The 11767-nt window shown below is 64.2% G+C and carries 17 protein-coding genes and 1 pseudogene; 17 read left to right on the forward strand and 1 reads right to left on the reverse strand.

The window, feature by feature from the left end:
* Positions 1-191: 191 nt before the first annotated feature.
* The 17 genes and pseudogenes from QGN17_RS11570 (at position 192) to QGN17_RS11650 (ending at position 11317) form a co-directional block, all read left to right on the forward strand.
* The gene (locus QGN17_RS11570) at positions 192-1466 is read left to right on the forward strand and encodes an MFS transporter (protein ID WP_281045205.1); all 1275 of its coding nucleotides are present in this window, start codon (positions 192-194) and stop codon (positions 1464-1466) included.
* Between the two features lie 38 nt (positions 1467-1504).
* Positions 1505-2584: a metallophosphoesterase family protein gene (locus tag QGN17_RS11575; RefSeq protein ID WP_390902660.1), complete on the forward strand. Its 1080-nt coding sequence runs from the start codon at positions 1505-1507 to the stop codon at positions 2582-2584.
* On the forward strand, positions 2584-3831 hold the full coding sequence (locus QGN17_RS11580; RefSeq protein ID WP_281045206.1) for an arsenic transporter: 1248 nt from the start codon (positions 2584-2586) through the stop codon (positions 3829-3831). Before QGN17_RS11575 ends, QGN17_RS11580 begins: the two co-directional genes overlap by 1 nt.
* 65 nt (positions 3832-3896) lie before the next feature.
* Positions 3897-4274, forward strand: coding sequence for a hypothetical protein (locus QGN17_RS11585; RefSeq protein WP_281044644.1), 378 nt, complete (start codon positions 3897-3899; stop codon positions 4272-4274).
* Positions 4271-4855 carry a DedA family protein gene (locus tag QGN17_RS11590; protein WP_281044645.1) on the forward strand — a complete coding sequence of 195 codons (585 nt, stop codon included), beginning with the start codon at positions 4271-4273 and terminating at the stop codon, positions 4853-4855. The genes QGN17_RS11585 and QGN17_RS11590 overlap by 4 nt, the downstream gene beginning before the upstream one ends.
* Before the next feature lie 174 nt (positions 4856-5029).
* The gene (locus QGN17_RS11595; protein WP_313790161.1) at positions 5030-5125 is read left to right on the forward strand and encodes an entericidin A/B family lipoprotein; all 96 of its coding nucleotides are present in this window, start codon (positions 5030-5032) and stop codon (positions 5123-5125) included.
* 29 nt (positions 5126-5154) lie between these two features.
* Positions 5155-5379 carry a hypothetical protein gene (locus QGN17_RS11600; RefSeq protein ID WP_281044647.1) on the forward strand — a complete coding sequence of 75 codons (225 nt, stop codon included), beginning with the start codon at positions 5155-5157 and terminating at the stop codon, positions 5377-5379.
* Positions 5380-5585: 206 nt separating this feature from the next.
* Positions 5586-5927 (forward strand): annotated as a pseudogene (locus QGN17_RS11605) (PAS domain-containing protein); the annotation flags it as partial.
* A gap of 120 nt (positions 5928-6047) precedes the next feature.
* Positions 6048-7064 carry a PAS domain S-box protein gene (locus QGN17_RS11610; RefSeq protein ID WP_281045207.1) on the forward strand — a complete coding sequence of 339 codons (1017 nt, stop codon included), beginning with the start codon at positions 6048-6050 and terminating at the stop codon, positions 7062-7064.
* Positions 7065-7202: 138 nt separating this feature from the next.
* A complete protein-coding gene (locus tag QGN17_RS11615) occupies positions 7203-7385 on the forward strand; it encodes a CsbD family protein (protein WP_281044648.1) in 183 nt (60 codons plus the stop codon).
* Between the two features lie 28 nt (positions 7386-7413).
* Positions 7414-7548: an entericidin A/B family lipoprotein gene (locus QGN17_RS11620; protein WP_281044649.1), complete on the forward strand. Its 135-nt coding sequence runs from the start codon at positions 7414-7416 to the stop codon at positions 7546-7548.
* Positions 7549-7652: 104 nt separating this feature from the next.
* Positions 7653-8525: a hypothetical protein gene (locus tag QGN17_RS11625; RefSeq protein WP_281044650.1), complete on the forward strand. Its 873-nt coding sequence runs from the start codon at positions 7653-7655 to the stop codon at positions 8523-8525.
* Positions 8526-8552: 27 nt separating this feature from the next.
* Complete coding sequence (locus QGN17_RS11630) at positions 8553-8816, forward strand: CsbD family protein (protein ID WP_281044651.1); 264 nt, start codon at positions 8553-8555, stop codon at positions 8814-8816.
* Positions 8817-8871: 55 nt separating this feature from the next.
* A complete protein-coding gene (locus QGN17_RS11635; RefSeq protein WP_281044652.1) occupies positions 8872-9081 on the forward strand; it encodes a hypothetical protein in 210 nt (69 codons plus the stop codon).
* Complete coding sequence (locus QGN17_RS11640) at positions 9071-9460, forward strand: PRC-barrel domain-containing protein (RefSeq protein WP_281044653.1); 390 nt, start codon at positions 9071-9073, stop codon at positions 9458-9460. The genes QGN17_RS11635 and QGN17_RS11640 overlap by 11 nt, the downstream gene beginning before the upstream one ends.
* A gap of 14 nt (positions 9461-9474) precedes the next feature.
* Positions 9475-9684 (forward strand): hypothetical protein, encoded by a 210-nt coding sequence (locus QGN17_RS11645; RefSeq protein WP_281044654.1) that lies wholly within the window; start codon positions 9475-9477, stop codon positions 9682-9684.
* 112 nt (positions 9685-9796) lie between these two features.
* On the forward strand, positions 9797-11317 hold the full coding sequence (locus QGN17_RS11650; RefSeq protein ID WP_281044655.1) for a PAS domain-containing protein: 1521 nt from the start codon (positions 9797-9799) through the stop codon (positions 11315-11317).
* On the opposite strand, the gene QGN17_RS11655 is transcribed toward QGN17_RS11650, so the two are convergent.
* Positions 11304-11732, reverse strand: a complete 429-nt coding sequence (locus QGN17_RS11655; protein WP_390902661.1) for a response regulator — start codon at positions 11730-11732, stop codon at positions 11304-11306. The two genes, QGN17_RS11650 and QGN17_RS11655, sit on opposite strands and share 14 nt — an antisense overlap.
* Between the last annotated feature and the right edge of the window lie 35 nt (positions 11733-11767).

Here is an 11767-nt window from a genome sequence, read left to right on the forward strand (position 1 = left end):
CCACCGCCGCCGCCGACGACGCCGACGCAACGATAATCAGGCAGAACGCGGCATGGTCGGACCATGCGGCGGCCGCCCCGTCTGACGGACACCATCAAACATGGCCGATTTTTCACGCGGCCGTCGGACCGCTTTTCAACTCTGAAATGTTAAGCCGCGAACCTCGGGAGTGAAGAATGGCGACGCGTGCGATGGCTTCCGAGCGATCCGGTCGGTCTGACGGTCGAAATCGGGCGAAAACGGCTCTCCAGGCGCTCAATTTTTTCATGGCCGACATGCAGGCCGGGATCGGCCCGTTTCTCGGCGTCTTCCTGCAGCAGCGCGGCTGGACGTCGGGGCCGATCGGTACGGTGATGACCGCTGGCGGCGTCGCCGGCATGATCGTGACCGCTCCGGCGGGCGCGTTCATCGATCACACGGCCAAGAAGCGGCTGGTCGTCATCGTCACCGGCATCTGCACAGTGGTCGCCTCCTTCCTCATTCTATTTTCCCAGTCCGGCCTCGTCGTGACGATCAGCCAGGTTGCGACCGCGATCGCCGGCGCGGCCATCGGGCCGGCGGTTGCCGGAATGACGCTGGGCGTCGTCCGACAGAAGGGTTTCAACGCCCAGAACGGGCGCAATCAGGCCTGGAACCACGCCGGCAACATGATCGGCGCAGGCCTTTCGGGCTGGCTCGGCTGGAAGTTCGGCATGCCGGCGATCTTCTACCTCGCGGCCGCCTTCGGCATCCTCGCGATCGTCTCGGTGCTGATGATTCCCGAAAAGGCCATCGATCATCGCGCCGCGCGCGGGCTCGAAGGCAAGGCGGGGGAGGATTCCGTCGAAGACGAGAAAGCCGAGGGCTTCAAGACTTTGCTGCGCAACAAGCCGATGCTCATATTGGCGGCGTCGCTCGCATGTTTCCATCTCGGCAATGGCGCGATGCTGCCGCTCTATGGGCTCGCCGTCGTCGGCGCCGGCAAGGGCAATGCATCCCTGTTCGTGGCGCAGACCGTCGTGGTCGCGCAGGCCGTCATGATCATCGCTTCGCTCTTCGCCATGCGGGTCGCTGCCGGCAAAGGCTATTGGCTAGTGATATTGATCTCGTTCGCGGTGCTTCCGCTACGCGGATTTCTCGCCGGCACATTCATCGAGCATTGGGGCGTCTGGCCCGTTCAAGCGCTCGATGGCATTGGTGCTGGCCTGCAAAGCGTCGCAGTCCCGGGTCTGGTCGCCTGCCTGCTCAATGGGACCGGTCGGGTCAATGTCGGCCAGGGTGCGGTGATGACGGTCCAGGGCGTGGGCGCTTCACTTAGCCCGGCGATCGGCGGCTGGCTGGCGCAGATGCTCGGCTATCATATCGCATTCTACGTGCTTGGCAGCTTCGCACTGGCCAGCGTGGCGCTCTGGCTCGGCTTCGCCGGCACGCTCCGCCCGGCATGCTCCGGCACCAATAGAGTAACCGAAGTGGGCCAGGGCGCATGACGTCGTCGATTTGTTGGGTCCATATCGGTGACCTCCATATGGAGGAGGCGGACGGCTGGCTCAGTCGCGAGCGCCTCGACAGGATCGTCGCCGAGGTCAATTCATGCGTCGGCGACTCTGCGGATTTCGTGTTTCTGCCAGGCGATAACGCCAATCATGCCACCCCCGAGCAATATCGGATGATCGTCGAGGCGCTCGATCCCTTGCTTCTACCCTGGCGTGCGATTGCAGGCGATCATGACTTCGAACCCGGTGACCTCGCCAACTTCGAGGCCGCGATCCCGATCGCCAACCGTCCGGAGAGCGAGGTGATCGCGGGCCACCGTTGCATTTTCCTCGACATCGTCTCGGCGGGCGCCGGTGGCCCGGACTTTCGGGTAACGAGACATCATCGCAATCGCCTGCTCAGAGAGCTGGCCCGTGCCGAGGCCGAAGATCAGACGGCCCTCGTCTTCATGCACGCATATCCCGGCGACCTCGCTGCGGACGGTACCGCGATTGCGCAAGCCCTGGGTGATGCGGGCGTCGGCTTCGTCGACACGGGCCACACGCACTACAGCGAGCTGCTCAACGACGGTAGGGTGATCTACGGGGCGACGCGCTCGACCGGGCAAATCGAAGAGGGGAATGGCAAGCCCGGCTTTTCGATCGTTTGCGTTCACGATCGGAACCCCAGCTGGCGCTTTCGCGAATTGGATGGGCCCTGGCCGCACGTCCAGATCGTGTCGCCCTGCGACATCCGGCTGATGACTCGCCCGTCCGATCCACGGCAAGTGCCTCGACCGGGCGAGATCACGATCTCAGCCAAGCTGTTCGGTACCGAGCGTCCCGGCCCGGTGTTCGTTCGGATCGACGGATCCGATGAAGAGGAAATGTGGCTGATCGACGGGCTATGGAGCGCGAAGCGGCGTATCGATGAGCCGGGGCTGCACCGCATCGAAGTCCTTTGCGGCGATGCGAGCGATCAGATCGAGATACTGGTCAGAGACGTCGAGGCTGTGCCCAAGCGCGATCTTCCCGTGGCGCCGGGCCATGATTGCCATGCGATCGGTGCATGGCCCGTCGCAGGAATCGAGGGCACGCAACTGGGTCCGAACAAGAACGGCCGCGACTGGTAATGCTGGCTACGATCGCGACCTGGGGAATCTGCGCGGCCTCGACAGCCGGTGTGATCGCGCGCCCCCTCCGCTGGCCGGAAGCTGTCTGGGCGGTGCTTGGCGCGGCCCTGCTGCTCCTTTTCGGCCTGATGCCGCCCACGGCGGCACTGGGAGCGGTCGCCAAGGGGAGCGATGTCTACCTGTTCCTGATCGGCATGATGCTGCTTGCCGAGACGGCCCGCGAGCAGGGGCTGTTCGACTGGGTGGCGGCGACCGCGGCCAATCACGCCGGCGGCTCGACATCACGGCTATTCGCGCTCGTCTATGCAACCGGCATCGTCACCACCACCTTCCTGTCCAATGACGCCACCGCTGTGGTGTTGACGCCCGCCGTCTATGCCGCCGCAAAAAAGGCCGAGGCCGAGCCGCTGCCGATGCTGTTCGCGTGCGCGCTGATCGCCAACGCGGCGAGCTTCGTGCTGCCCATCTCCAACCCCGCCAACCTCGTCCTTTACGGCGGCAGGATGCCGCCGCTCGGCGCCTGGTTCGGGTCATTCGCTCTGCCGTCGATCGCGGCGATCGCGGTGACGTTCCTGATGCTGCGCTGGGTGGAGCAGAAGCGGCTGTCCGGACCATGCGCGTGCGACGTCGCGCGCGAACCGCTCTCGATGGGCGGTAAGGCGGCCCTTGCGGGGATCGCGGCGACCGCCCTCCTCCTGATTGCCACGTCCGCCTTCGATCTGCCACTCGGCCTGCCGACCTGCATCGCAGGCTGTGCAACGACGCTCGGCGTTTGCGCGATCACGAAACGGTCGCCAGTCACGCTTGCTAAGTCGGTTTCATGGAGCGTGCTGCCGCTGGTGGCCGGGCTGTTCGTATTGGTCGAAGCGCTCGATCGCACCGGCGTGATCCGCCAGGTCGCCTCCGCTCTGCAGGCTGCTTCATCGGAGCCAGCGAAGGGCGCGGCCATCGCGGGCTCGATCCTGGCCGTCACATCCAACCTCATGAACAACCTGCCCGCGGGTCTGGTCGCGAGCATGGCGGTCGTCCAGGCGCACCCACCCCGGCTGATCGTCGACGGACTTCTGATCGGCGTCGATCTTGGACCCAATCTTTCGATTACCGGCTCGCTCGCCACCATTTTATGGCTCCAGGCGATCCGGCGGGAGGGCGAGGACGTCGGCTTCCTTCGGTTCCTCAAGGTCGGCATCGTAACAATGATCCCGGCGCTTGTTGCAGCGCTCGGAATGCGTTTGCTCATTGGTTGACGGGAGATTGACATGACTATGCTGCGACGCGCCGTGAGGGGCATCGCCCCCGCCGCAGGCGTCTGATGGGTCGGGCGGCGCGTCGGACCGGGCGATGGCTACTGATCGGTGCCTTTCTGCTCGCGCTGGGGTTCACGTCCTTCCATCTCGTGCGCGTGGTCAGCGATGCCATCTATTGGAACGAGCATAAGGACGAGCGGATCGAAGGCTGGATGACTGCCGGCTTCATCGCGCATTCCTATCACGTCCCGCCACACGTCTTGCTGATGGCGATCGGGCTGCCGCCGGGGCCACCTCCTGACAATCGCCCGCTCGCCGTCATCGCCCGCAACCAAGGACGCAGCGTTGCTGAACTGCGCGCGGTCCTGCAGAACGCCATCATCCACGCTCGACCACCTTATCCGCCACCACCACCCCCTCCTCCGCACAAGGCAGCGCCGTGAACGCCGAGCTCATCGGCCTGCTGACTAGGTACGGCCTTCCCGCACTTTTCCTGATCATTGCGGTGACATCCGCCGGTGCGCCGTTTCCGGATTCGCTGCTCCTGATCGCGGTCGGATCGTTCGTGGCACAGGGCGATCTCGATTACTGGCCGGTCGTCGCGACCGCAACGGCAGGCGCGGTCGCCGGCGACCAGATAGGCTACGCGTTGGGGCGATGGGGCGGCCGTCCTCTTGCGGCGAAGTTCGCCGGGGGCGAGCGGATCGAAAAGGCCGAAGCCTTCTCCCGCAAATGGGGGGGCCCGGGCATCTTTCTCAGTCGCTGGCTCGTCGGCCCGCTCGGCCCCTGGATCAATATCACCAGCGGGCTGACCGTATTCAGCTGGCCGCGCTTTCTGATCCTCGATATCGCCGGCGAGCTGCTCTGGGTCCTGATCTACGTCACTTTGGGTCGGCAGTTCAGCGACAAGGTCGAGGCGATCGCCGACCTGCTCGGCAACCTGACCTGGGTAATCCTCGGCCTGATCGTGACCGCAGCACTCGGTTGGAAGCTCGTTACCAGGGACCCCGAAGCATCGTCATGATGTCGCTCTGCCCTCGCCCCGTCTGCTGGACCACGGCCAGCCAGTTCGTGGGCACCGAAATATTTCAGGTCTGACGCGTCCTATCCTGGATCAAGGCGTTATCGCACTCACAGGGTTGATTTCGAGAGGAAAAAAATGCAGAAAATCACTGTTGCCGCGGCGCTCGCCGCTCTGATGTTGACCGCCGCCTGCAACACGGTTGCGGGAGCTGGAAAGGACGTGTCGTCCGCTGGACACGCCGTCACGACCACAGCGGATAAGGCGAAGTAAGGCGCGCCGATATCATCGGAGAGATCATCATGAGCAAGAGTTTTCGCATGTCGGTTCTGATCGGCGTGGCCGTACTGTCATCGCCGGCTTATGCCGCCGGTTGCATCAAGGGCGCGGCCGTCGGAGGCGTCGGCGGACATTTCGTGGGAAAAGGCCATGCCGTTGCAGGCGCGGCCATCGGCTGCGCGGTCGGCCATCATCGTGCAAAGGTTGCTGCTCGGCAGCAAAATCATGCACAGCCCGTCAAAAAGTGAGTTCTCACATTTCGAGTGGCTCATGTCTCGTAGTTGGGGAGCATACTCATGGTGAGTATGCTCCCCTGTACATTTAGCACCGAGGCCACAATTGTGCCGGCGTATCGAAACATAATCATGCGCGACTGCGATCGATCGTCGGGTGCCACCCTTCGCTCGTTGGAAGAGGCCTGGTGTCATTCCGCTTCGCTTTCGACCACGAAGGCATGACTCTCATTCAAACCCAATCCGTCGATCTTGGCCGACTTCGCCAGATCATATCCGGTCTTGCCGAGGGCGTGATTCTCGTCGGCGCCGACCAGACCATTTTGTGGGCGAACGATGCCGCGCTGCGTATGCACGGTGCAGAGGAACTCGCTGATCTTGGCGACACCGTCGATGCGTATCGGCAGCGTTTCCAGCTGCGATACCGCAACAACCATCGCCTCGAGAAAGGCGACTACCCGTTCGACCGCATCATCGCCGGCGAAGCGTTCAGCGAGGTGGTCGTCGAGGTCATTCCGGCCGGCGACGAAGAACCCCGCTGGATCCATCAGATCCGCAGCCTCATCATCGCCGACGAAAAGGGAGTGCCGGATCTCCTGGTTCTGATCATGCAGGACGTTTCGCTGCGGTTCGAAGCGGAGGAGAGGTTCGAGCAGACGTTCAACGTCAACCCGGCCCCAGCGTTGATCCTGCGCCTGTCCGACCATCGGTATGTGAAGGTCAACCAGGGCTTCCTCGATCTGACCGGTTATACCCGCGACGAGGTGCTCGGCCGGAGCCTCTATGATATCGACGTCCTTCAGGACGCGGCGGATCTGGAAACCGCCAAGGAGCGTCTGCGCGAGGGCTTGACCATCCGGCAGATGCAGGCCGATCTCTCGCTGCCCGATGGCGGCCGCAAGCTGGTGATCGTCGCAGGCCAGCCCATCGAGCTCAACGACGAGCCCTGCATGCTCTTCTCCTTCGCCGATCTCGAGCCGCGGCGACAGGCGGAAAACGAGCTGCGCCACAGCGAGGAGCGGTTCATGGCCGCCTTCCGCCTGGCGCCTGTGGGGATGGCGATCACAACGCGGGACGGCCAGACGCTGTGCGACATCAACGACGCCTTCCACCAGTTGACCGGCTGGTCGGGCGACGAGGTGATGGGCAGGAGCATGGCCGAGCTCAAGCTGTGGGACACGCCCGGTTTTCTGGCAGAGGCGGAAGTGCAGCTTTCCGAGCAAAGCGGCTTTCGGGGCAAGGACGCGCGCGCGCGGACCAAGGATGGCGGCTTCGTCGATTGCCTGGTCTCGGCCGCCGTCATCACGCTCAAGCGCGACAGCTGCATCCTTTGGGTGATCCAGGACATTCACGAGCGTCGGCATGGCGAGCTTGAGCTGATCACCGCGATCGAGACGGTGATGAAGGATACCAACTGGTTCAGCCGGACGGTTGTTGAGAAGCTCGCCAATCTGCGCGCACCGAGCGGGGCTACGGCACCCGTCGAGGTACAGGAGCTGACCCGCCGGGAAAAGGAGGCGTTGAGCCTGTTGTGCGAAGGTGCCGACGACGCCACGATCGCCAAGGAGATGGGCGTCTCGCGAAACACGCTGCGTAACCACATCGCCCGCGTCTACGCCAAGATCGGGGTGAACCGCCGCGCCCAGGCGGTATTGTGGGCGCGCGAGCGCGGCTTTCCTCTCGCCCGTCCTATTCGCTGATCGCAATCGATCGACTAGTCCTGCACTACCATATGATTTGGTGCGGGCTGCTCTTTTGGACGCGCTCGATCGGGCGCATCTCCCTGTCATCGCGGCACGCCCGATCGGCACGCCGCTTCGATCATCAAGGAGGATGACATGGACGAGAACCGCATCAAGGGCGAGGTCAAGCAGGTGAAGGGTTCGATCAAGGAAGCGATCGGCAAAATCACCGGCGACAAGTCGACCCAGGCCGAAGGCGCTGCCGAGAAGGCGGCGGGCAAGGCGCAGGCCGCTGTCGGCAAGGCGACCGACACGGTCAAGGACAGCTTCAAGAAGTAATTGCGGTCGCCAGGCAAGGAAACGCACGATGACAAGGATCAAGTCGGCGGCCGTCGTGGCCGCGATGCTCGGGCTGGTCGCCTGCAACACCGTATCCGGCGCCGGCAAGGATATGTCGTCGGCCGGCCACGCCGTCACCAAGGCGGCGAAGCCGGTTCACTGACAGCCGACCGCCGAGCGGCGGGTAATCAAGGCGGCCACGTAGCGCCGCTCCCCGGACGGCGGCCCTGAGCCGCCGTCCACCGTTCCCATTCAACAGGAGGCTCCATGCCGACCTATACCGACGCCGCGCTCGACGCGCGGCTTCCCTTCGTCGCGCCCCGTATGACGTGGGGTGCCATCTTCGCAGGTGTAGCCATCGCGCTCGCCATCGAACTCATGTTCGCGCTGCTGGGTGCGGGCATCGGCCTCAGCATGATCGACCCCGCTGCGGGAGATAGCGCGAGCGCCGGCGGCCTGGGCCTCGGCGGCCTGATCTGGTGGGGTCTCGGCACCATCCTAGCACTTGCCGCAGGAGCCTATGCGTCCGTCTGCACCGCCGGCATTACGCGGCCCTTCGACGGCGCCGTTCACGGCGTGGCCATCTGGGGCGTCACCGTGCTGCTCACCGTCTATCTGCTGACGTCCGCGATCGGCGGCATCGTTGGCGGTGCGTTCAGCGCGCTCGGCGGTCTCGCCGGGGCCGCGGGGAGCAGCGTCGGTGCTGTGGCGCCGACCGTCGCGCAGGCGGCAGGGATCGACCAGGGCGATGTGAACGATCAGGTCTCCGCCCTGATCAAGCCGGCGCCCGCCGATCCCGCGTCGATGACGCGCGAGGAAAGCCGCAAGGCGATCATCGCCGAGATGCCGGCGCTCGCACGCGGCGGTGACGATGGTCGCGACGCCGAAAACCGCATCGCGGATATCATCGCGGCGCAGGACAAGGTCAGTCACGACGTCGCGCTGATGCGCGTCGAGCAGGCGAAACAGCGTTTCCTCGCCGCCAAGCATGACACGATCGCGACCGCGAAGTCCGCCACCAGCCATGGTGCCAGCATCGCCGCGGGAACCTCGTTCACGGCGTTCCTCGTCCTGCTGCTGGGTGGCATCGCCGCCGCTGCGGCCGGTCAGTTAGCGACCCGGCGTGGCGAAACCCTCTGAACCCCTCTAACTCCAAGGAGCATCATCATGGACGCACATCGTATCACCGGCGCGATCAAGGAACTGGCGGGCGGAGCCCAGGAAGCCGCAGGCGCCGTGACCGGAAACACGTCGACCGAACTGCGCGGCAAGGCGCGCCAGGCCGAAGGCGGTGCCGAGCGGGCGTATGGCGAGTGGCTCGACCTTGCTCGCGATCTCGCTCGCGACCGGCCGCTGCTCACCCTGCTGGGCGCCAGTGCGCTGGCCTTCACGGTCGGAGCCTTGGTCGCCGGTGGTCGCGACAGGGACTGAGCGGACATGCGGCGGGCTCCGGCCCGCCGCGCTTTGCGCAAACGGGGAACGGCTGGTGGACAAGCGACGACGGGACATCGACTATTACACGCAGCGTCTGGCGGACGCGGAACGGCTCGCCGAGACCACGCAATCGGCGTCGGCCAGATTGGTCCATGCCGATCTCGCACGCCTCTATCGCGAACGCCTGAGCGATCTCCAGGGAACGCGCGACGGCGGCGAGGGTTCGGAAGCAAACGATCGAGGATCTCACCATGACGGATAGCAACGACACGACGGTGGGCGCCGAGCCCACCAATCTCCTGCTCGCCTCCAACAAAGTCGATGGCACCAAGGTCGCCACGCGCGACGGCGACGCTTTGGGCTCGGTATATAGCTTGATGATCAACAAGCGCACCGGGGGCTCGACCTTCGCGGTGCTCAGCCTCGGCGGCTTCCTCGGCATCGGGAAAAGCTATTATCCGCTGCCGTTCGAGCTTCTCTCTTACGATCATGTCGCCGATGGTTATGTCGTGACGATCGACCGCCGGCTGCTCGAGGGTGGCCCGAGCTGGTCGAACAATGCGCCCGATTTCAACCAGGCTTATGCCGATCGCGTATCGAGCTATTATGGGGTCAGCCCCGTCGATCTGTCGGTCGTGTGAGGATAGGAGCTATGGTGAACAACGTGCTGGGCATGCTGATCGGTGCGGAGATCGATCGTGACGAGGGAGGCTCCGGATTGGGCGGCGCTCTCGAGGGCTATCTGATCGAAGGCGCGATCAGGGCTGTTTCGCCCATCGTGGTGACTTTTGCGCTGGGCTGGGGCGTCCGCTTCCTCGCACGTCGTGCTTACGAGGCCGTCACCGGCGAACGGCCTCGCGCGTAGACGCGACGGGCGGATATGCTAGGTCTGGGGGGTCCTGCCCCCGTCCCTCCCTCCCATGCGTTCTGGATCCGCGCAGCTATTCCCGCGCTCACTCGAAAGGTGCGCTGATTCCATGCAGCATGATGTCGAAGAAGCTCCCTCCGCATCGGACGGCTTAGCCCGAAGCACGATCCTGGAAAGCTTCAACCTGTCGGGACTGACCGACGATCCGCGCCTGACCGCCATCACGAATTTCGCTGCATCGCTCTGTGAGGTGCCGATCGCTCTGGTCAGCATCGTCGAAAGCGAGCGACAATGGTTTCCAGCGCGCACCGGGTTGGATGCGCGCGAGACAAGCCGCGATGCCTCGTTCTGCGCCCATGCCATGCTCGGCGATGCGATCATGCTCGTGCCCGACGCCCGGCTCGATCCCCGCTTCTCGTCCAACCCGCTCGTTCTGGGCGAGCCCAACATCTGCTTCTACGCAGGCGCCCCACTGCGAACCGAAGAAGGGGTGCCGCTCGGCGCGCTCTGCGTGATCGACACGAAGCCGCGTGCGGGCCTCACCCCCGTCCAAGAGAAAGGACTATTGGTCCTTGCTCAGACGATCATGACGCTGCTCACGCTGCGCCGATCAACGGACCGCAGCGGTCGCGAGCGCGACGAGCAGGAGGCCCGTTTCCGGATCCTGGCCGACACCATGCCGCAGATGGTCTGGTCGACGCGCCCCGATGGCTTCCACGATTATTATAATGCGCGCTGGTACGAATATACCGGTGTCCCGGAAGGCTCGACCGATGGCGAGGGCTGGAACGGCATGTTCCATCCCGAGGACCAAGACCGCGCCTGGTCGGTCTGGCGTCATTCGCTGGAGACCGGCGATCCCTACGAGATCGAGTACCGCCTGCGCGACGCGAAGGGCCAGTATCGCTGGACACTCGGCCGCGCGCTCCCGATCCGCGACGACAGGGGTGCAATTACGCGCTGGTTCGGCACCTGCACCGACATCCACGACCAGAAAATGCTGCAAGCGCAGCGCGAGGTTATCGCGCATGAACTGAGTCATCGCATCAAGAACATCTTCGCCGTCATCGGGGGCTTGATCACATTCTCGAGCCGCCATCATCCGGAGATGCAGACGCTTGCCATCGATCTGCGTGACCGCATCATTGCGCTGGGCAGGGCCCACGATTTCGTTCGGCCGCACTCCGACGCATCGCGTCCCGAGAAGAACCAGAGTAGTCTGCACGGCATGATCGAGGAGCTTCTCGCCCCCTATCGCGAGCGGATCCGGATCGAGGGCGAAGACCTGCCGATCGACGACCGTTCGGCAACCCCGCTCGCCTTGCTGTTCCATGAGCTCGCCACCAACGCCGCAAAATACGGCGCATTGTCGGCGCATGACGGAGCCGTGGTCATCAGCAGCCGTCCCGATGGCGAAGCGGCATTCCTGTCGTGGGCAGAGCGCGGCGGCCCAGCGGTGGAACCGCCTCAGCAGGAAGGCTTCGGCACGAAGCTGATGGAGCTCAGCGTCGCGCGACAGATGGGCGGGCGGATCGAGCGAGCTTGGGCGACCGAAGGACTCGTGGTCAACCTGACCATTCCTTCAACGTCGATGTATCGCATCGATCAGCGAGCGATCAGAGCCGAATAACGTCTTCGTGCCCGATGGCATCCTGCTGGTCGGGATCGGCCAGAGCCGCAGCGGCGAGGATAGCCGCCTCATTGAACGGCTTGCGGATGCAACCGACGGCATTCTCCGCCGGCTCGCCGATCTGTGCTGGATTTGCCGTCACATAAACGATGCGCGCACCATAGCGCTTGGCGAGATCCCGCGCGATTTCAGGGCCGGTAGCTCCATCCCGAAGGTTGATATCGACAAACGCCATATCCACGGCGCCGGCCGTGGACATCGCCTCTTTTTGATCGGCTACGATAGCCGCCACCCGGTACCCCGCATCCTCCAGGATACGCTCTAGATCCATGGCGACGAGGATCTCGTCTTCAACGATGAGGACCGATTTCATGAGCATGCCGATCTGACTTGGAATTTTATCAATGCCCGGCACACCCGCCAGTTCCGGAATGATTCTAATTCAGATCA

The organism is Sphingomonas oryzagri, from assembly GCF_029906645.1.
GTDB classification, from domain to species: Bacteria; Pseudomonadota; Alphaproteobacteria; order Sphingomonadales; family Sphingomonadaceae; genus Solisphingomonas; species Solisphingomonas oryzagri.